The sequence below is a fragment of the Kribbella sp. NPDC056345 genome, assembly GCF_042262745.1.
GTDB lineage: Bacteria > Actinomycetota > Actinomycetes > Propionibacteriales > Kribbellaceae > Kribbella.
The window spans coordinates 551643-572025 of the sequence record NZ_JBHJQQ010000005.1 but is presented as its reverse complement, the minus strand read 5'-3'; the positions used below and the strand labels follow the sequence as shown (position 1 = coordinate 572025).

Here is a 20383-nt window from a genome sequence, read left to right as displayed (position 1 = left end):
CAAGTGAGCGTAGTGGACAAGTCATCCCGTCACGTGGTGTGACGGTGCGTACGGTTCGATCCCTGGATATGCGGTCGGAGGCACGGCGCGTCACCACTAGACTGAGCCCATGATTCGCCGCGTCGACCTGCGGGGCCGAGTGGCGGCCGGTGAGGTGTCCGACCTCCAAGCCGAAGTGAACGCCCTCGTCCCCCGAGCCGTGTTCGACGTCGAGAAGGCTCTCGACGTCGTCCGACCCATCTGTCTGGACGTCCGTCATCGCGGACTGACAGCCATTCGGGAGTACGGCGAGAAGTTCGACCATGTGCGCGTGGACGACGTCCGGGTTCCGGAGGCGTCGCTGAAGTCCGCGCTGGAGGAGCTGGATCCGACCGTGCGGTCGGCCTTCGAGGAGTCGATCCGCCGCGTCCGCGAGGTCAGTGAGGACGAGAAGACCGCCGACATCGCGTCCGAGCCCGCGCCGGGTGGCCGGGTCACCCAGCGTTTCGTGCCGGTGCAGCGCGTCGGGCTGTACGTGCCGGGTGGGCGTGCCCCGCTGGCATCGAGTGTCGTGATGAACGTCGTACCGGCTCAGGTTGCCGGGGTGCCCTCGCTCGCGGTGGCCTCCCCACCGCAGAAGGAGTTCGGCGGTCTGCCGCACCCGACGGTGCTCGCGGTCTGCGCGATGCTGGGCATCACCGAGGTCTACGCGATGGGCGGCGCGCAGGCGATCGCCGGTTTCGCCTACGGCTTCGACGGGTGCCGCAAGGTCAACCTGGTCACCGGCCCCGGCAACATCTACGTCGTGGCCGCGAAGCGGTTCCTCCAGAGTGAGGTCGGTATCGACTCCGAGGCCGGCCCGACCGAGATCGCGATCCTCGCCGACGATTCGGCCGACGCCGAGCACGTCGCCGCTGACCTGATCAGCCAGGCCGAGCACGACCCGATGGCCGCCAGCGTCCTGGTCACGCCGAGCGAGACCCTGGCCGCGGCTGTCGAGGCAGAGCTGCCGATCCAGGTCGCGAAGACCAAGCACGCCGACCGCGTGACCGAGGCACTCAACGGTCAGCAGTCGGCCGTCGTACTGGTCGATGATCTTGAGCAGGGCACCGCGGTTGTCGATGCGTACGCCGCTGAGCACCTCGAGATCCAGACCGTCGATGCCGAGGAGCGAGCGGCCCGGATCACGAACGCCGGCGCGATCTTCGTCGGTGGCTGGTCGCCGGTTTCGCTCGGCGACTACTGCGCCGGCTCGAACCACGTCCTGCCGACCGCCGGTTGCGCGTGTCACTCGTCCGGCCTGTCCGTGCGCAGCTTCCTGAAGGCGGTGCACGTCATCAACTACTCGCGTGACGCTCTCGAAGAGGTGGCCGGTCACGTCGTTGCCCTGGCCAACGCCGAGGATCTGCCGGCCCACGGTGCCGCGGTGTCCGTCCGCTTCCCAGGGGTTGACGCATGAGCCGCTTCGACGGACTACCGATCCGCGACGAGCTGAAGAGCTTCGAGCCGTACGGCGCGCCCCAGCTCGACGTACCGATCCTGCTCAACGTCAACGAGAATCCGTACCCGCCGAGCGAGGAGACCGTCGCCGACATCGCCGCGTCGGTGACGGCGGCAGCGCGTGGTCTCAACCGCTACCCGGACCGTGAGTTCCTCGATCTGCGCGCAGATCTCGCGGCCTACCTCGGTCGCGAGTCCGGCGCCTACCTGTCGCCCGAGCAGATCTGGGCGGCGAACGGTTCCAACGAGGTCATGCTGCACCTGCTGCAGGCCTTCGGTGGTCCGGGTCGTACGGCGCTTTCGTTCGCGCCGACGTACTCGATGTACCCGGAGTATGCGCGCGACACCAACACGGCCTGGGTCACGGGCCGCCGCTCCGAGGACTTCACGCTCGACCAGAGCAAGGCGCTCGCCGCGATCTCACGGCACCGCCCGTCGGTCGTGCTGCTCGCCTCGCCGAACAACCCGACCGGTACGGCGTTGCCGATCCAGGTCGTCGAGGCATTGGCCGCGCGCACGGCCGCGATCGGTGCGGTTCTGGTCGTCGACGAGGCGTACGGCGAGTTCCGGCGTACCGGGACTCCGAGCGCGCTCTCGCTGCTGCCGTCGTACCCGAATCTCGCGGTGGCGCGGACGATGTCGAAGGCGTTCGCGCTGGCCGGTGGCCGGGTCGGATACCTTGCCGCGAGCAACCAACTGGTCGATGCGCTGCGAATCGTGCGGCTGCCGTACCACCTGTCCGCGGTGACCCAGGCGGTCGCCCGGGCTGCGCTGCGGCACTCCGACGAGCTGCTCGGCCGGGTCGAGCAGTTGCGCACCGAGCGGGACGAGACGGTTGTCTGGCTGCGCGCGCAAGGGCTGCGCGCGGTCGACTCGGATGCGAACTTCGTCCTGTTCGGCACCTTCGCCGACCGGCACGCCGTCTGGCAGGCGCTGCTCGACGACGGCATCCTGATCCGCGAAACCGGCCCGGACGGCTGGCTGCGGGTCTCGATCGGGACGGGCGAGGAGATGGCCGCGTTCCGCGCTTCACTGGAGCGCATTCTCAAGACAGACACGGGAAGGTTGTCATGACGCGTACGGCGCGGATCGATCGCGAGACCAGTGAGTCCAAGGTCCTGGTCGAGCTCGACCTCGACGGGACCGGCCGGGCGGACATCTCGACCGGGGTCGGCTTCTACGACCACATGCTCAACGCGCTGGCCAAGCACGCGCTGCTCGACCTGCACGTGAACACGGTCGGCGACCTCGAGATCGACGCGCACCACACGGTCGAGGACACCGCGATCGGTATCGGGCAAGCTCTGAAAGAAGCCCTCGGCGACAAGAAGGGCATCCGCCGCTTCGGCGACGCGACCGTGCCGCTGGACGAGGCGCTCGTGCACTGCACGGTCGACCTGTCCGGCCGGCCGTACTGCGTGCACACCGGTGAGCCCGACGGTCAGGTCTACGCGATCATCGGCGGCGACTACGCCGGTTCGCTGACCCAGCACGTCTTCGAGACGCTCGCGTTCAACGCCGCGATCTGCATCCACATCCGGGTCCTGTCCGGTCGCGACCCGCACCACATCGTCGAGGCGCAGTTCAAGGCCTTCGCCCGCGCACTGCGGGCCGCCGCGGAGCTCGACCCGCGCCAGCCCGGGATCCCGTCCACCAAGGGCGCCCTGTGAGCAAGAAGGTCGTTCTCCTCGACTACGGATCGGGCAACATCCGTTCCGGTGAGCGGGCCCTGCAGCGCGTCGGTGCCGACGTCACCGTCACCTCGGACTTCGACGAGGCGCTGAACGCCGACGGACTCCTGGTCCCCGGCGTCGGCGCCTTCGCTGCCTGCATGGCCGGCCTGAAGTCGGTCCGCGGCGACGCCATCGTCGACCGCCGCCTGACCGGCAGCCGCCCGGTCCTCGGCATCTGCGTCGGCATGCAGATCCTCTTCGCCCGCGGGATCGAGCACGGCGTCGAGACCGACGGCTGCGAGCAGTGGCCCGGCACGGTCGAACGCCTCCAGCCGTCGGCAGGGCAGCCGGTTCCGCACATGGGCTGGAACACGATCGACGTACCGGCCGGCACCCGGCTGTTCGAGGGCGTCGACAAGGAACGCTTCTACTTCGTCCACTCGTACGGCGTCCGTTCGTGGGAGCTCAAAGACACCCGCGAATCGGTGACCCCGCTGGTGACCTGGACGACGTACGGCGACGATCCGTTCGTGGCCGCGGTCGAGAACGGCCCACTGACCGCCACCCAGTTCCACCCGGAGAAGTCCGGCGACGCCGGCGCGACCGTCCTGGAGAACTGGGTCCGCTCGCTCTAGTACCAGTTGTCTAACTGGTTTTACTCCTGACGGTCGGTCACGGTTTGGGGGGAGTGTCCGATTTTCGGGCTGCCAGCCCTTCTCAGTGCCCAACGGCGGTGTCACACTCACTCGCCAAGGTCATTGGAACCATCGGGGATCCGGGAGGCCGGGTGCTGGCAGCGAAGAACCTCGAGGTCGTCTACGACGATGTGATGCTGGTGCTGCGGGGCGTCGGCCTCGAGGTCCCGCAGGGGCAGATCGTTGCCCTGCTGGGGGCCAACGGCGCCGGGAAGTCCACCCTGCTGCGCGCGTTGTCGGGCCTGCTCGACGTCCACGACGGCGCGGTCCGGCGCGGGTCGATCACGCTCGACGGGGAGCCGATCCACACGTACGGCGCCAGCCGGATCGCTGCCCTGGGCATCAAACAGGTCATGGAGGGCCGGCGGATCCTGGCCGACCTCACCGTCGAGGAGAACCTGCGGATCGGCGGTCACGTCGCCCCGCGCTCGATCCGGACGAACCTCGACCGGACCTACGAGCTGTTCCCGGTGCTGGCCGGTCGTCGGCACCGGACGGCCGGGTATCTGTCCGGTGGGGAGCAGCAGATGCTGGCGATCGGGCGGGCGCTGATGTCCGACCCGGCGTACCTGCTGCTGGACGAGCCGAGTCTCGGCCTGGCGCCGATGATCGTGCAGCAGATCCGGGACGTGATCGTCCAGATCAACAGTCAGGGCACGACCGTGCTGCTGGTCGAGCAGAACGCGGCGATGGCGCTCTCGATCGCGGAGCACGGGTATGTGCTGGAGAACGGCTCGATCGTGATGGACAAGCCGGCCGCCGAGCTGCTCGCGGATGGCGACGTACGGGAGTTCTACCTTGGCCTCGGCGCGGAAGGGTCGGCGAAGTCTTTCCGGGACGTGAAACATTACCGCCGCCGGAAGCGGTGGCTGTCATGAGCGCCGTACTGACGTTCGACGATGTCGTGCTCAGCTTCGACGGGGTGCGGGCGCTCGACGGTGTGAGCTTCAGCGTGGATCCGGGGGAGCTGTTCGCGGTCATCGGGCCCAACGGCGCCGGGAAGACCTCGATCTTCAACGTGCTGTCGGGCGTCTACCGGCCGCAGCGTGGCACCGTCCGCTTCGGCGACGAGGACCTGCTCGGCCGCCGCCCGCACCAGATCGCACGGCTCGGTATCGCGCGCACCTTCCAGAACATCGAGCTGTTCTCCAACCTCACCGTCCTCGACAACCTGATGCTCGGGCGGCACCACCATCACCCGTACGGCGTCCTCGCGGCGTTCGGGTGGATCGGCAAGGCCCGCCGTAACGAGCTGGCGAATCGGCACGCCGTCGAGGAGATCGTCGACTTCCTCGAGCTGGCCCAGTGGCGGCGGCTCCCGGTCGGCCTGCTGCCGTACGGCGTCCAGAAGCGGGTCGAGCTCGGCCGGGCACTGGCCGCCGAACCGAAGCTGCTGCTGCTGGACGAACCGGTCGCCGGGATGAACCTGGAGGAGACCGAGGACATGGCCCGGTTCATCCTCGACATCCGTGACGACTTCGGGCTGCCGATGGTGATGGTCGAACACGACATGGGCCTGGTGATGGACCTGGCCGACCGGATCATGGTGATCGATTTCGGCCGCCCGATCCGTACCGGTACGCCGAAGGAAGTGGCCACCGACCCCGACGTCGTACGCGCCTATCTGGGCGAGGAACACCGGGTGCAGCCATGAGAACGATCGCCACCCGCGTCCAGGAGCGGGCGGCCACCACGCCGGCCGTGATCGCCTTGCGGGAAAAGGATCTGGGCATCTGGCAGCAGGTCGACTGGGCGGCGTACTGGGACTTCGCCGAGCTGGTCGGGCACGCCTTGATTGCCCTCGGCATCGAACCCGGTGACCGGGTCGCGATCCACTCCGAGAACCGGCGCGAATGGCTGTACGCCGACATCGGGACGGTCGCCGTCCGGGCAGCAACCGTCGGTCTCTACCCGACGAACCCGGTCGCCGAAGTCGGCTACCTGCTGAAACACTGCGGCGCGAAGGTGCTGATCGCGGAGGACCAGGAGCAGGTCGACAAGGCACTCGCGATCGAAGACCTGCCGGACCTCACCCACATCGTGTACGTCGAACCCCGCGGGATCCGGAACCGGTACGACGATCCGCGGCTGCTCGCGTGGCCCGACTTCCTTGCCCTGGGCAAGCAGCACCGATCCGAGCACCCGGACGCGGTGACGCAGCGGATGGACACCGCCACTGCGGACGACGTGGTGACGCTCGTCTACACCTCCGGCACCACCGGCCCGCCGAAGGGCGCGATGCTCACGGCGGCGAACGTCGACTTCGCGATTCAGGAGTTGGTCGAGCGCGGCGGATTCACCGCGCCACCGCCATCACCCCGCGACAGCGTGCTGTCCTACCTGCCGTTGTGCCATGTCGCCGAGCGGATCTTCAGCTGCTGGTTCGGCGCCGGTGCCGGGGTCTGCGTGCACTTCGCCGAATCGATCGAGACCGTGGCCGGGAACCTGCACGAGGTCCAGCCGACCGTCCTGTTCGGGGTGCCCCGGATCTGGGAGAAGATCGCGGCCGGTGTCCAGATCCGGATCGAGTCCGCCGACCCCGTGAAGCGCCGGATCGGCGGTTTCTGGCTCCGCCGGGCGGACTGGATCGGCGACGTACTGACTGCCAACGGTGGCCGGCATACCGCAGCGTCGCGGGCGGTCTACGCGGTCGGCTGGTTGTTCTGCTACCGCGCGCTGAAGGATCGCGTCGGCCTGCGCAAGGTCCGGTACGCCGCCTCGGGTGCCGCGCCGATCGCCCCCGAGGTACTGCGGTTCTTCATGGGGCTCGGGCTGCCGATGCACGAGGTGTACGGAATGACCGAGAACACCGCGGTGGCGACTGCGAACCGCCCGGGCAGGGTGAAGGTCGGCACGGTCGGTGAGCCGCACGCCGGGGTCGAAGTGCGGATCGACGAGGTCACCGGCGAGATCCTCACCCGGCACCCGGGGACCTTCGCGGGCTACTGGCGAGACCCGGCGGCGACCGCGGCGGTCCTGGAACCAACCGGTTGGTTACATACTGGCGACGTGGGGGAGTGGGTCGACGGTACGCATCTGCGGATCACCGACCGGATGAAGGACATCATCATCACGGCGGGCGGCAAGAACATCGCCCCGTCGGAGATCGAGAACGCGCTGAAGGCGTCGCCGTACATCAAGGAAGTTCTGGTGGTCGGTGACCGGCGCCGGTTCCTCGCCGCCCTGATCGGCATCGAGCCGGACACGGTCGGCCACTGGGCCCAGCAGCACCGACTGCCCTATTCGACGTACGCCGATCTGTCCGCGAAGCCCGAGGTGATCAAGCTGGTGCAGTCGATCGTGGACGACGTCAACGGCAGGCTGGCCACTGTCGAGCAGGTTCGGTCGTTCCGGCTGCTGCCGAAGTTGCTGGACCACGAGGACGGTGAACTCACCGCGACCCAGAAGCTGAAACGCAACGCGGTGATGCGGTCGTTCGAGGAGCTGGTCGAGTCCATGTACGCCGGGGGTGCCCGATGAACGAGTTCGTCGCCACAGTGGTCCGTGGGCTCGGCAACGGATCCATCTACGCCCTGCTGGCACTGGGTTTCGTGATCGTCTACAAGTCCATGCGGGTGATCAGCTTCGCCCAGCCGGCCTTCATGATGGCCGGTGCGCTGCTGGTCAGCTATCTCGTCGTGTCCATGAACTTCTTCCTCGCCGTGGTCGTCGCGCTGCTGCTGGTCGCGCTGCTCGGCGCCGGTGTGGAGCGGCTGGCTCTGCGGCCGATGATCGGCAAGCCGGTGTTCGTGATCGCGATCATCACCCTCGGCGTCGACATCGTGATCCGCACGGTCGTGAACTCGTTCATCGGCCTGGACATCCGGCAGATGGGCGACCCGTGGGGGCTGGGGCAGGTCGGCGTACTGGGGGTGAAGATCGACCAGCGGCACCTGGCCACGCTGGTGACGACGCTCGTCGTGGTGGCCGCGCTGTTCGCCTTCTACCGCTGGTCGCGGACCGGCCTGGCGATGCGGGCGGCGTCGTCGGACCAGGAGGTCGCGCTGGCCCAAGGTGTCTCGGTCGGCCGGGTGTTCTCACTGTCCTGGGCTCTCGCGGCGGCTCTGGCCGGTCTGGCCGGTGTGTTCTTGTCGACCGGGATCGGGCTCGAGCAGAACCTCTGGCTGACCGCTCTCAAGGCGCTGCCGGTGATCATTCTCGGGGGCCTGGACTCGCTGGGAGGGGCCGTGGTCGCGGGACTGTCGATCGGTGTCGTCGAGGCGTTGGTCGGTAGCTACGGCGGTGACCTGCATCCGGTGCTCGGCGGGGACTTCTTCCTGGTCGTCCCGTACCTGCTGATGCTGCTCGTCCTGCTGGTCAGACCGTACGGACTGTTCGGCACCCGGGAGGTGGAGCGGATATGAGCCGACCGCTGCTTTACCTGTCCTACAAGCAGGACATGGCGTTGCTCAACACGCCCGCCAAGCGCGGCTGGACCATTGCGCTGGCGGTCGGGGCAGTGTTGTTGCCGTTTGTGCTGACGGACGACCTGCTCGTCGTACTGGCGACAGCCTGTGTTGCGGCGATCGGTGCGATCGGGCTGAACATCGTCACCGGGTACGGCGGTCAGGTGTCGCTCGGGCACGCGTTCTTCCTGGCGATCGGTGCCTACACGGCCGCGGCGATCTCGGGCGATCCGGACAGCACCCGGCTGATCGGTTTCGGGATCACCTCGCTGCCGGTGTGGTTGCTGGCGGCCGGACTGGTCGCCGGGTTGGCCGGGCTGATCGTCGCGCCGCTGGCGGCCCGGTTGCGTGGGCTGTACCTGGCCGTGGTGACACTCGGGCTGGTGTTCATCGGGGAGCACATCTTCAAGCACTGGCGGGAGCTCACCGGGGGAGTCGGGGTCGGGCGGCCGGCCGCCGTACCGGAGTTGTTCGGGTTCCAGTTCGCGGTCGACGGGGAGCTGTTCACGAAGGCGCAGAAGCTCTACCTGCTGATGCTCGTGCTGCTGGTGATCTTCGGCGTCCTGGCCCGCAATCTGGTCCGGTCACGCACCGGCCGCGCGCTGGCCGCCGTACGGGATCGGGACCTGGCCGCCGAGGTGATCGGTGTCGACGTGACGCGGTACAAGATGATCGCGTTCGCGGTGTCGTCGTTCTATGCGGGTGTCGCGGGCGCCCTGCTGTACGTGATGATCGGCTTCGTCGAGCCCGGGTCGTTCAACCTCGGGATGTCGGTGCAGTACATCGCGATGATCCTGATCGGCGGGGTCGGCACCATCTCGGGCTCGGTGCTCGGCGCGCTGTTCATCACGCTGCTGCCGCGGATCACCCGCGAGCTCCCGGCCGTGCTGCCGTTCATCAGCAGCAGTTCGGGTTCCGGCGGTATCACGGTCTTCCAGGTCGAGACGATCCTCTACGGCCTGCTGATCATCGGGTTTCTCATTTTCGAGCCGCGGGGGCTGTTCGGGATCTGGATCCGGCTCCGCACCTACTGGAAATCCTGGCCGTTCTCGCACTGAAGGAGTTTTCGATGAGCATTCGGAAAGGAATCGCCGTCGCGCTGGTCGCGGCGCTGACCTTACTGGTGGGGTGCCGCAACGACGCCCCGCAGACGCAGGAGGGTGGTTCGGGCGTCAAGTTCGACGTCGGCGTCACCTCCGAGCCCTGCCCGGCCGCGATCGACAAGACCAAGGGCTGCATCTACCTCGGCTCGATCTCGGACCTGACCGAGGGCCCGTTCAAGGCGCTCGGGGTGCCGATCACCGAGAGCCAGAAGGCATTCTGGAAGCGGGTCAACGAGGCCGGCGGGATCGGCGCCTACGAGGTCGACGCGACCAAGTACGTCAAGGACAACAAGTACAACCCGCAGATCCACAACGAGGTGTACGCCGAGATCAAGCCCGACGTACTGGGATTGGCGCAGACCCTCGGCTCGCCGACCACCGCGGCCATCCTGGCCGATCTCAAGTCCAGCAACGTGATCGGCGTACCGGCGTCGTGGACCTCGGCCTGGGCGTTCGAGGACGTGATCCTGGAGTCGGGCACGAACTACTGCTTCGAGTCGATGAACTCGGTCGACTTCGCGGCCGAGACGCTGAAGTCCAAGACCGTCGCGGCGGTGCACTTCCCGGGCGACTACGGCGACGACGCGGCGGCCGGGACGAAGATCGCGGCCGCGGCGAACGGGATGACGTTCACTGATATCCCGACCGCGCCGGGGCAGGAGAACCAGGGGGCAGCGATCCAGAAGCTGCTCGCGGCCAAGCCTGATCTGGTCATCCTGAGCACAGGTCCGACCGAGGCCGCGACCATCGTCGGCGGCGCGGCGCAGAACGGGTTCAAGGGGCAGTTCATCGGCACCAGCCCGACCTGGAACCCGGCGCTGCTGAAGAGCCCGGCCGCACCCGCGTTGACCGCGCTCTACCGGCAGTCCGGCCCGTGGGCGCCGTACGGGACCGACACAGTCGGCCACAAGGCACTCGCTGGAGCGGTGGACCCGGCGACGTTCAAGGCGGCGCCGAACGACGGCTACACGGCCGGATGGGTCTGGTCGTACCCGATGAAGGCCGCCCTGCAGAAGGCGGTCGACGCGAAGGACCTGACCCGGGCCGGGCTGCTGGCCGCGGTCAAGTCGCTGGAGACGGTGGACTACGAGGGGATGCTCCCGGAGGCGGCCGGCAAGTTCAGCGGGGAGCCGGGCGAGCGGGTGTTCCGGCAGAGCATCATCTCCAAGGTGGACGCGTCCGCCCCGACGGGTGTGAAGGTCGAGAAGGACTTCTTCACCGGCAAGACGGCCGAGAAGCACGAGTTCACCAAGCCCTGCTACCAGTAGCCGGTCACGCGTCGTGGTACCCGTAACTGTGGGTGCCACGACGCGCGATTGGTCTTGTCGTCACCTCTGGTTCACCGTACGTTCATCCTTGTCGTGACTTAGCTGTCCGCCCACGAGGAGGCCGTACCTTGTCCGAGAACCAGTCCAGCTCCCTGTCCAGACGCCGCTTCGTCGGAACCGCGGCCGCGGCCGGAGTCGCCGTCACGGTGGCGGGGTCGGTGGAGGCGCTCTACACGGCGCAGCCGGCACTCGGCACGTCCGGGCCGAAAATCGGCTACGGACCGCTGATTCCGGACCCGGACGGGATGCTCGACCTGCCGCACGGCTTCCGCTACTCGATCCTGTCCCGCGAGGGCACGATCCGTCGCGACGGATTGCCGGTCCCGAGCCGCTTCGACGGGATGGGCACGTTCCCGGACCGTGACGGCGGCGCGCGCCTGGTCCGCAACCACGAGTGCAGCCCGACCTCGAAGATCAAGGTCGTCGCACCGCCCGAGCGGACCTACGACCCGGGTGGCGCCGGCGGCACCAGCACCGTGGTCGTGAACCGGCACCAGAAGTCGACCAAGGAGTACGTCAGCCTCGGCGGTACGGCGATCAACTGTTCCGGCGGGATCACCCCGTGGCGCACCTGGCTGACCTGCGAGGAGACCGAGCTCAAGGCCGGTCAGAGCGGCTACACCAAGGACCACGGCTACATCTTCGAGGTCGACCCGTACGACGACCGCCGCAACAACAACCCGTTCCCGCTGAAGGAGATGGGCCGCTTCCAGCACGAAGCAGTCGCCATCGACCCGGCGACCGGCATCGTCTACGAGACCGAGGACGCCTTCGTCGCCCCGCTCGGCGGCTTCTACCGCTTCCTCCCGAACCGCCCCCGCGGCGGCTGGGGCTCACTGCGAGCCGGCGGCGAACTCCAGGCGATGCACATCCCGGGCCTGCTCGACATGTCCACCGTCCAGGAAGCCGGCACGACCTTCCACGGCGTCCAGTGGGTCAAGGTCCCGGACCCGCTGGCCACGACCGAGTCGGTCCGCGCCCAGGCGTACTCGAAGCCGATCACCGGCGGCTACAAACTCGAAGGCTGCTGGTGGGGCGCCCGCGACCGCTGCGTCTACTTCGTCTCCTCGTTCGCCCGCACCGAACTCGGCCCCAAGGTCGACCACGACGGCCAGGTCTGGCGCTACGACCCCCGCAAACACACCCTCCGCCTCGAGGTCATCTTCAAACACGACCCCGACTCGGCCAACCCCGAGTACGACGCCCCCGACAACATCACCATGTCGCCGTACGGCGGCCTGATGATGTGCGAGGACGGCATCGGCGACCAGCACATCCTCGGCACCACCGAAGACGGCCAGGTCTTCAAGTTCGCCAAGAACACCGTCAACATCGGCACCCCCGAAGAACCCGAGTACGGCGAACTAGCCGGCGCCGGCTTCTCCGCCGACGGCCGCACCATGTTCTTCAACGTCTACAACCCCGGCATCACCTACGCCATCACCGGCCCCTGGCGCCGCCGCCGCTAACCCGGCTGAGGAGGTCAAGCCCACCCGTGCAGGTCCGCTGTGGCGCGGGTGGTCTTACCCACCCGGGCCGGCTGTGGTGACCCGCCGCCGGCAGCTGACCGGCTTCGAGGGCTCGGGTCGGTGCTGCAGGTGGTCAACCCCACCCGTGCACGCTCGTCGTGGTACAGGTGGTGTTGCCTGCCTACGGCCGGCGGTGGTGCCTGCCGCACGCAGCCGAGCGGTGGTGGATTTGGCAGGCGAGTGATGCGGTTGTTGGGATGCCCGGACGGAGCCGCATGAGGCGGTCGGTGCCTGCGGGACGACGACCAGCGGTCTGTCGTCCCGCCCAACGGCCACCGACGTTAGTGACACGTAGTAGTCCGTCGTCGAGAGTGTTCGCGCTACACGCTGAGCGCGAGTTTGTTCGGGCGCAGCCCACACCTCATGTCGTTAGCGTCGCCTCAGCAGATCAACTGTCACTGGCAATGCATCCTCAGACGTGTCGGTGGCCGAACACGCACCTTAACCACACGCCTCGACATTGGCTCTGATGCGTTGATGGGCGAAGCGCCGGGGCCTACGAGCGAAGGTCTCGGTCCCTCGATGTTCTAAGAGGACATGGTCGGCGAGGACGGCCGGAGACCTGATTGCGAGGACGCGAGTACCGGTCACCGTGGCGGAGTGAATGCAGGCGTATTCACCACTAGTAGAAGTGTTCAGCCGCCTATCGAGTGGCGATCGGCATGGCACAATCCCCACGTGCCTGCGTTCAAGCGAATCGATCTCAATCAAGGCATGGTCGTTGGGCGATGGGCCCTGGCTCCCGGTGGTCGCCTGGGTCGCGACGTGTGGGCCGCTGATTCCCACGAAGGAGAAGCGGGTGTCATCAAAACCGCACGAGGCGGGTGGGCAAACGCACGGTTGCGGTTTACGCATGAGGTTGAGGTCATGCTCAGGCTGCAGGATCTGTCGGGCGTACTACGCGTGCTGGACCGGCACGCGGCACGGTGGCCGACGTGGATGGTGACCGAGCGTGCCATTGCGCTGGCCACGTATCTAGGAGACAAGCCTGATCTGCGAACAGCAGTCTCGTGCATGGCTGACATCGCAGAAACGCTTGTTGAAGTTGCAGCGAAAGGCATCGCCCATCGCGACGTCAAACCGTCGAACCTATTCTACGGGCGAGATCGAGGGTTGATCGGTGACTTCGGTCTCGCCACTGGGCATCGGTACAAAGATCTGACGATGGAAGGCGGCAAGGTGGGGCCCGCGAACTTCTCCGCGCCCGAAATGCTGGCATGGACAGAGGCCACCGACCCCTTCAGTGCTGACGTGTTCTCGTTTGCGAAGAGCCTGTGGGCCCTTGCCGCTGGCGCTACGTATCCTCCGCAAGGACCGCTCCTGATTCGGCTCAAAGAGGCAGACCTAACGAAGTTCGGAGGACCACCAGCGCAGGATCTTGCCAGACTGCTCGAACTGGCCACTGAAACGAATCCGAGGAACAGGCCAACCATGGCTGATATCGCGGCTGAGCTGCGGGTATGGCTTGAGCTCTATCCGAGCGGGTCCACCCCTAGACCTCAGCAACGTCATCCCGGCCGCATGTACTTCGAGGAGTTCTTCAGCGTCCGAGGAATCGAGCTCAAAGGTATGGAAGAGGTGGTCGAGCATTCGGCCCACAAGATCCTTGACGAATGCCGCGACCTGAGGCGTGGTCCTTCAAGTGCCACGGTCGACAATCGAGCGGCCCTCGAACTGCAATTGGAGTCCTTCTCTGGCGGAGACCCGGACTGGACACCTGAACACTTGGTCACGAAGAAGCTCGTCTGGGAGGACCTTGCCAACGTCCGGCTTGTGGCTACTGCAGTCCTGGACGTGGTCGATGACCTGCTATATGAAGTCTCGTGGCAGGTCCGTGACCCGTCGAGTCTGGTCTGGAACATCGTTTGGCAATGTGCCCGACGGGTGAGGTTGCGGCTCCCGAGTGACGTCGCGGCGCGTCGAGAGCTCGCTGCCGAGATCCGCGATAGTGCGCCCGCCGCGGTCGTGTCCGGGCCCGCTGGGTTGCCATCACCCGAGACGGAGGACAGGCTCCGCCGACTCGCGAGGGCGGCTGAGCGACGGGCGGAGAATCGAGCGGCGGTCCGAGGTTCTGTAGATCCGCGGCTGCAGGCTGGCGAGCATGCCCTAGTCATGCTTGACGCCTTCTGGGACCTGCTCCTCGAGTCCATTTGTGCGGTGGCAACGGACGCGCATGCGACGCGCGGGCCGTCGACTTGGACCATTGCCATTCTCGATCGCAGGCTCGTAGTTCGGGTCAGCGAGCCGACCGGCACCCGCTCGCCTGCGGTCCAGTTGGCGATTGTCAGTGTGGAGGCTGATGAGGGCGTCCGTTCTCAGGTAGCGAATCTAGCTGCTGTAGTGGACGATTTCGGCCAGCCAATGTGGCGGTTGCTGCGGCTAGCGTCCGACGGCCAACCTTCTAGCGAACTCCTCGTTTCCTCATCTCAGTCCGACGAGCTCGGTGCGGTAAGCACTGAACTTCTCGAGGAGTACCTGATTGGTGCCGCGATGGGCGCGAGTAGTTCGCCAGTAAGGATCGCCGTGTCCGCCGAGCTGGCGATCGAGGACATGACTACCTTGTTTGCAGCAGAGGTGGACGCTATCGACGCCTCCCTGGCAAGTGAGACCTGACTCGCCACTAGCCCGACAGGTGGCTCGACCTCAATGAGCCGCCGACCGCGCCATGTATCTCCGGCTCGCTAGGTGCGACGGCAAGTCAACGTTTGACGACCGGACAGGCGACCGCGTTCGTGGATGGTCCGGCAGCGAAGGGTGGACGGTCGAGGTCGCGGCGATGGGCCATTTCCTGGCGCTGCTGGTCGGCAGGACCGGCGTGGTCGATTGAGTGGGCTACGAGGGAGAAGGCGAGCACAGCCCATCCCAGGAATGTCTCGAAGCGATTCCAGGTCTGGTGTTGACGGCCCTTGGCGCGACGAATTTCCCAGACCGACAGCAGCAGGATCAGGCCCACGGCAGCGAGCTCGAAGGTGTCGGGTGAGGCGGCGACTTCGGGCCAGGCGACGATCGTTTCTCCGCCGTTGTCGCTCGATGCCAGCCCGTCGGCGCATTCAGGTTTCGGACGAGCAAGGAGTGCTCGTCCGTCTGCAGCGAGTGGGACAGGACGATGTCCAGAGCCTGGCCGAGTGCAGGCTCGAACAAGGTATCTTGCCTGACTGAGAGCCGGAGATTCAGGACGAAGTCCGTCGCGATCGAGCGGTGCTCGACGTCAGGCCGACTGACCTACGGCTATACGCGCCGCTTGGGCTGTGACGAGCGCCGACAAGGAGTCAGAGCGCGTAACGGCACTCCGCTCCCTTGCAGATCGCGTCAGCGTTTGGGACAACTTCTCTGAAGACCCGTCCGCTTGCTCTACATGCCACGGATCCTGCTTCCGTGGCATGTAGAGCAGCGGCCATCGGGTGATCCCGGAGTCTGACGTTCTGCAGCTGACGAGGCGACCGCCTTTGCCCTACGATGATGACCCGGCTGGCGGATGGTTGCCACGCTCGATACTTAGCACACTCCAACCTGTCACCCCGGGGAGATTAATGAGCGCCGCTGCCGAAGTCATTCGTCGCTTTGAGCTGGCGCAGGATGCGCTGGTCCTCCAGGCATCAGATCTTTCGTTGGAAACGATAGCTTCGATGGTCGAAAATGATGCCATCGATGTGCGACCGCAGTTCCAGAGGCGCGAGCGATGGGACAGTTCAAAACAATCCGCGTTGATCGAGTCATTCCTGCTCAACATCCCCGTGCCACCGGTGTATCTCGCTGAAGATGACTTTGGCAGCTATTCGGTAATTGACGGCAAGCAGCGTATAACTGCAGTTCATGATTTTATGAGGAATCGCCTAGCTCTAAGTTCCCTCACTCGGTTCGATGAGCTCGACGGCTATCGCTTCCGTGACCTGCCGGCCTCGCTAAGGAATGCTCTTCTGGTGCGTCCGTATATTCGAGCGGTCACGTTGCTTCGGCAGTCTGACTCTGCAACCAAGTATGAGGTGTTCCATCGCCTGAATTCCGGTGGTCAGCCTTTGAATGCTCAAGAAATAAGGAACGTCATCTATCGGGGCCCGCTGAATGATCTTCTCGTAGAACTTTCAGATCACAAGTTCCTAAGGCGCCAGCTGAAAATTCGCGACACTCGAGCTCCAGCCTACCGGGCAATGCAGGACGTTGAATACGTATTACGCTTCTTTACGCTGCGAGATACCTGGGATCAATTCTCGGGTGACTTTAGGTGGTCGATGGACGAGTATATGCGTGCAAACAGGGCGCCTTCGGCTAGAGTTCTCGCGCAGTTTGGGAAATCCTTCAGGCGAGCCATCGATGCTTGCTCCCGCCTCTGGGGTGAGAACTCGTTCAAGCGACCGGATCGTGGCTCTTGGCGTGATCAGACGTTAGCTGGCATGTATGACAGCCAGATGGTGGCTGTGACCCTTCTGACGGACGATGCGATCGACAGGCTCGAGCGCAGGCCGGGTCGCGCTGAAGCTGCTGTACAGCGTCTCTTCGAGAAGGATCCGGAGTTCGAGGATGCAGTTCGCGTGGCTACCAATACTCCTTCGAAGGTTCAATACCGGATTTCACGGATGGTGGAGAAGCTGACCGAAGCCTCGGAGCGCTAGATGTCTGTGTCTCGCCATAACTTCCTTGAGAGGGTTCGGGCTGTTGAGGATGCGCTAGGGCAATCGCTTCTAATTGACCAGTCGCTGACGGACACGTCGCACAATAGCCGGGCAAGAGTCCTGCGCAACGGCTTGATGGTCGTGACATTTAGTGCTCTGGAAGACTTCATTCGTGAGCGGTCGACCGAGATCCTTGCCGTCGTCAGCCGGACCTCTCTCAAATTTGATGAGCTACCCCGTGATCTCGCGGTTGCGGCAACTGTCGAAGCGATGCGCGCTGCGCACTCTCGAGCGGTTATGGCGAGCAGGCAAGGCGACGACCCGGTGCCCATCTTGCAAGGAGCGGCGTCTGAGATTGCAAGTACGTCGAGTGGTCCACTCTCTATATCGAGGTTCGCGCTCGGGCATGCTGGCGCCAATATCGGAGCCGATGAAGTTGGAAACATCCTAAAGACGCTACATGCTGCAGATCCATGGAATGAGATTACTGCACTCGGATCCAGGGTCGGACTTGGGAGTGTTCCGCTACGGGATGCGTATGCACAAGGTATGAGGTTGCGGAATCAGGCGGCTCATAGAGCGAGTGCTAACATTCAGCCCTCTGAGCTTAGTGCATTCTGTCAGCATGCGAAGGCTATTGCGCTTGGATTTGACTTTCTGGTCAGTCGCGCTGCTCGATTGCTGCACGATAGTACTGCAGGTTTTGCTCTGCAGGCGAGGCCGAAGTTGGCGCAGGATATATCGATAATCTTTATCGATCACGATGGCAAGAAATTTGTTAGCAAGCGGGAGGGTGTGGCTCGTGCTATGAAGCATGAGAGCGACGAGAAGACGGCGTGGCTTTATGCAGTATCGAAGGCGCGACCGAAGTTTGAAGCTATCGTCTTGCGAGACAGGAGCGGTATGCCGATGAAATGGGAGAGCACGGATTGCATCTAGGGAGCGATCCCACGGTTGGTCTGTGGCCCTCTCGCACCACCACGGTCGCTTGACAGGGGAGAGGATCTAGTCAGCGTTTCTCACGCGGGACGCGTGACGACGTGCGAGATAGGGATGAAGCATCAGCGCGACCTGCCCTGCTGGGTGCTGAGACCTGTCCATCAGCGAGTGCGATCGAGCCGACGTCTCTCATCCTATCGACCTGTGTGCCGACGAGCTGTCGACTCCCTGGCAGCTTTGGGTGGACCTGAGCCTGTCAGCCAGTCAGTTCGTGTGACTTGCCGGTCACCGGTTGCGCCAGGCGAGGGCGAGACGGTGAGAGCAGCCTCCGCGAGACGTTTGGCGTATGGGGTTTCAAGCCTGGCCCGGGAGGATTCGATCTAGCCGTCGACGCGGGTGTAGCCGGATTCGCGGTATTCGATGGCTTGTAGGAGGCATTCGAGGCGGTCGGCGTCTTTGGCGCAGCGGGCTTCGAGGGTGTCTTGGGTTTCGTATTCGGTGACTGCTTCGCGGACGCTTTTGGCGGCGGTGTCGGGTAGGCCCGCGACCTGGTCTTCGGTGATGCGTTCGTTGGGGGCTACGTCGATGTAAGGGCGGGCGCTGTGGGGGATGTCGCCGATGCGGGTTTCTTGGGAGTCGTGCCACATGCCTAGGTAGGCGGCGCGGGCTGGGTCGGCGCCTTCTTCGGCGGCTATGAGGGCTGCGAGTTGGGCTACGCGGAGGCTGTGTTCGGCGACTGATTCTGGGTCGCGGACGCCGGCGTGCCACCAGCCGGCGCGGCGGAGGCGTTTGAGGACGCCCATTTCGTAGGCGAAGGCGATGGTGGCTGTGGCGTCTTGGTCGGTGGTGTCGTCGGCCGCGGGGGTCCCTTCGTCAGCGGTCAGCGAACTGTGCGTCGGCACGTCGCAGGTTAATCAACTCGTCCCTGGGCTGACCGCCGAACCCCGCATCTACTCGCGCTCCAAGTGCAAGAAACGGGGTAGCTATTCGGCGAGCCATTGCTGGATGAGTTCGGGGCTTGGTCTGGCCTCGGTGCCTATTGCGTGGGGGACGAAGCGGGCGTAGTAGTCGGTGACCGGGCCGTCGGATTCGCGGACCATCATGCCGGCCGCGACGCCGTCGACGACCCAGCTGCCGATCACCGCGCGGTTTCCCTCGTACGACGGGAGTGGGCTCCAGGCCTGGTAGACCATTGTCTCGGTGTCGTAGGGGCCGTCGTGGATGTCGTCCTCGGTCGAGGTGATGGTGTGGATCCGGATGTTGCTGCCCTCGCGGCCGTGGAGCGGTTTGGCCACCCACTCGAGCAGGTCGCCCGGCGTCCCGAAATAGGCGGGGAGAAGGTTGGGGTGGTCCGGGTAGAGCTCCCAGAGCACCGGCAGGATCGCCTTGGTGGACAGCATTGTCTTCCACATCGGCTCGATCCAGCGCACCGGCTCGCGTTCGAGACCGGACAGGATGTACTTGCCGAACTGGTCGTCGAGCATGTCCTCCCACGGGTACAGCTTGAACGCCGTACGGATCTTCCGACCGCCGTAGTCGACGAACGCGCGCTGCGCCGAGTCCCAGCCGAGGTCCTCGATCTCGTGCCCGTACGTCGCCAGTCCGGCCATCGCCGCGGTGTCGCGGAGGTAGGCCACCGTCATCGCCTCTTCGCCGCTGGTTTCGGCGGCCGAGTTGAAGAAGTGTGCCTCGTTGCCAGGGAAGGTGCCCGCTGCCCGGCGCTCGCTCCACCACTTGACCAGCCGGTCGTGCACCGAGTTCCACTGGTCGGCGTCGGGGAAGACGTCCTCCAGCCAGTTCCACTGGATCACGGCCGACTCCACCAGCCCGGTCGGGGTGTCGCCGTTGATCTCCAGCATCTTCGGCTCGACGCCGTTCCAGACCAGATCGAACCGCGCGTACACGGAGGGGTCGTCCCGTTTCAGTGACTCCCGGACCATCGGCAGCGTCCCGGACGCCAGCCCGAGGTGTGCGTCGCTGAACCGGTCACCGGTAGCCATCACCGCGGCGGCGTGCTTGCACATCTCGTAGAGCTCCTCGGTGACGCGTTCGAGGTGCAGAACCTCGTCCATGGTCACCTCGTACCAGGCGCTCTCGTTCCAGTACGGCGTCTGGCTGCCGTCGGGCAGGTCCGTCATCGGGAAGACCAGTCCCTGCTCGACGACCTTGTCCTTCCAGCCGGGGCGGGGCTTGATCGAGTGTCGCCACATCAGCCGCCGGAGCTCCCTTTGCCGGCCTTGCCGAAGCCGCCGCGCGCGATGGTGCCGATGTCGCCGCCTTTGGTGGCCAATCCGCCGCGCTGGATGGTCGCGGTACCGCCGGAGCCGTTGCGCAGGTTGGAGGTGGTGTAGCTGCCGTCGCCGGTGTTGTAGCGGCCACCGACCGGTGGCACCAGGAAACCGCCGCGGGTGGCCATGTAGAACCAGAAGAAGCCAGCCCCGGAGCCGTGGTACTCGCGATCGTCCTTGCACTGGTCGTCGGCGGTCCGCTGCTGCGTCTGCGGGTCGACACAGATCGCGGCGTAGTCGGCCGTGTCGGCGTCGTTGCTGCACCCGGTCAGCGAAGCGGCGACGAGCGCGGTCAGTCCGAGCGTGATGCCGACACTGCGCATCCGCCTGCTT

The 20383-nt window shown here is 65.5% G+C and carries 18 protein-coding genes; 14 read left to right on the top strand and 4 right to left on the bottom strand.

All coding sequences use genetic code 11. The annotated features are described in order from the left end of the window. The first annotated feature begins 109 nt into the window (after nucleotides 1-109). From hisD to ACFCV3_RS21315, 12 genes are all read left to right on the top strand, one after another. Entirely contained in the window at nucleotides 110-1438 is a 1329-nt protein-coding gene (hisD, locus tag ACFCV3_RS21370) for a histidinol dehydrogenase (protein WP_376032287.1), read from the top strand. Then, complete coding sequence (locus ACFCV3_RS21365) at nucleotides 1435-2553, top strand: histidinol-phosphate transaminase (RefSeq protein ID WP_376032285.1); 1119 nt, start codon at nucleotides 1435-1437, stop codon at nucleotides 2551-2553. The genes hisD and ACFCV3_RS21365 overlap by 4 nt, the downstream gene beginning before the upstream one ends. Beyond that, nucleotides 2550-3149 (top strand): imidazoleglycerol-phosphate dehydratase HisB, encoded by a 600-nt coding sequence (gene hisB, locus ACFCV3_RS21360; RefSeq protein WP_376032283.1) that lies wholly within the window; start codon nucleotides 2550-2552, stop codon nucleotides 3147-3149. The genes ACFCV3_RS21365 and hisB overlap by 4 nt, the downstream gene beginning before the upstream one ends. Further along, entirely contained in the window at nucleotides 3146-3787 is a 642-nt protein-coding gene (gene hisH, locus ACFCV3_RS21355) for an imidazole glycerol phosphate synthase subunit HisH (RefSeq protein ID WP_376032281.1), read from the top strand. Before hisB ends, hisH begins: the two co-directional genes overlap by 4 nt. Before the next feature lie 152 nt (nucleotides 3788-3939). Continuing rightward, nucleotides 3940-4725, top strand: coding sequence for an ABC transporter ATP-binding protein (locus ACFCV3_RS21350; RefSeq protein ID WP_376032279.1), 786 nt, complete (start codon nucleotides 3940-3942; stop codon nucleotides 4723-4725). Further along, complete coding sequence (locus tag ACFCV3_RS21345) at nucleotides 4722-5501, top strand: ABC transporter ATP-binding protein (RefSeq protein ID WP_376032277.1); 780 nt, start codon at nucleotides 4722-4724, stop codon at nucleotides 5499-5501. Before ACFCV3_RS21350 ends, ACFCV3_RS21345 begins: the two co-directional genes overlap by 4 nt. After that, nucleotides 5498-7327 carry an AMP-dependent synthetase/ligase gene (locus tag ACFCV3_RS21340; protein WP_376032275.1) on the top strand — a complete coding sequence of 610 codons (1830 nt, stop codon included), beginning with the start codon at nucleotides 5498-5500 and terminating at the stop codon, nucleotides 7325-7327. Before ACFCV3_RS21345 ends, ACFCV3_RS21340 begins: the two co-directional genes overlap by 4 nt. Beyond that, nucleotides 7324-8211, top strand: coding sequence for a branched-chain amino acid ABC transporter permease (locus tag ACFCV3_RS21335; RefSeq protein WP_376032273.1), 888 nt, complete (start codon nucleotides 7324-7326; stop codon nucleotides 8209-8211). The genes ACFCV3_RS21340 and ACFCV3_RS21335 overlap by 4 nt, the downstream gene beginning before the upstream one ends. Continuing rightward, nucleotides 8208-9311, top strand: a complete 1104-nt coding sequence (locus ACFCV3_RS21330) for a branched-chain amino acid ABC transporter permease (RefSeq protein WP_376032271.1) — start codon at nucleotides 8208-8210, stop codon at nucleotides 9309-9311. Before ACFCV3_RS21335 ends, ACFCV3_RS21330 begins: the two co-directional genes overlap by 4 nt. 11 nt (nucleotides 9312-9322) lie before the next feature. Continuing rightward, nucleotides 9323-10624, top strand: a complete 1302-nt coding sequence (locus tag ACFCV3_RS21325) for an ABC transporter substrate-binding protein (RefSeq protein WP_376032269.1) — start codon at nucleotides 9323-9325, stop codon at nucleotides 10622-10624. Between the two features lie 128 nt (nucleotides 10625-10752). Further along, nucleotides 10753-12153, top strand: a complete 1401-nt coding sequence (locus ACFCV3_RS21320; RefSeq protein WP_376032267.1) for an alkaline phosphatase PhoX — start codon at nucleotides 10753-10755, stop codon at nucleotides 12151-12153. A 738-nt stretch (nucleotides 12154-12891) separates the two neighbouring features. Next, the gene (locus ACFCV3_RS21315; protein ID WP_376032265.1) at nucleotides 12892-14826 is read left to right on the top strand and encodes a protein kinase; all 1935 of its coding nucleotides are present in this window, start codon (nucleotides 12892-12894) and stop codon (nucleotides 14824-14826) included. A gap of 85 nt (nucleotides 14827-14911) precedes the next feature. Here the strand turns inward: ACFCV3_RS21315 and ACFCV3_RS21310 are convergent, their stop codons facing one another. Next, nucleotides 14912-15166 (bottom strand): hypothetical protein, encoded by a 255-nt coding sequence (locus tag ACFCV3_RS21310; RefSeq protein ID WP_376032263.1) that lies wholly within the window; start codon nucleotides 15164-15166, stop codon nucleotides 14912-14914. A gap of 577 nt (nucleotides 15167-15743) precedes the next feature. Between ACFCV3_RS21310 and ACFCV3_RS21305 the strand changes: the two genes are divergently transcribed. Continuing rightward, entirely contained in the window at nucleotides 15744-16823 is a 1080-nt protein-coding gene (locus ACFCV3_RS21305; protein WP_376032262.1) for a DUF262 domain-containing protein, read from the top strand. After that, nucleotides 16824-17762, top strand: a complete 939-nt coding sequence (locus ACFCV3_RS21300; RefSeq protein ID WP_376032260.1) for a hypothetical protein — start codon at nucleotides 16824-16826, stop codon at nucleotides 17760-17762. Between the two features lie 380 nt (nucleotides 17763-18142). On the opposite strand, the gene ACFCV3_RS21295 is transcribed toward ACFCV3_RS21300, so the two are convergent. The 3 genes from ACFCV3_RS21295 to ACFCV3_RS21285 all read right to left on the bottom strand — a co-directional run bounded on the left by ACFCV3_RS21295 (nucleotide 18143) and on the right by ACFCV3_RS21285 (nucleotide 20373). After that, the gene (locus ACFCV3_RS21295; protein WP_376032258.1) at nucleotides 18143-18664 is read right to left on the bottom strand and encodes an HD family hydrolase; all 522 of its coding nucleotides are present in this window, start codon (nucleotides 18662-18664) and stop codon (nucleotides 18143-18145) included. An 81-nt stretch (nucleotides 18665-18745) separates the two neighbouring features. Then, nucleotides 18746-19972, bottom strand: coding sequence for a glutathionylspermidine synthase family protein (locus tag ACFCV3_RS21290; protein WP_376032256.1), 1227 nt, complete (start codon nucleotides 19970-19972; stop codon nucleotides 18746-18748). Then, the gene (locus tag ACFCV3_RS21285; protein WP_376032254.1) at nucleotides 19972-20373 is read right to left on the bottom strand and encodes a hypothetical protein; all 402 of its coding nucleotides are present in this window, start codon (nucleotides 20371-20373) and stop codon (nucleotides 19972-19974) included. Before ACFCV3_RS21285 ends, ACFCV3_RS21290 begins: the two co-directional genes overlap by 1 nt. Nucleotides 20374-20383 lie beyond the last annotated feature (10 nt).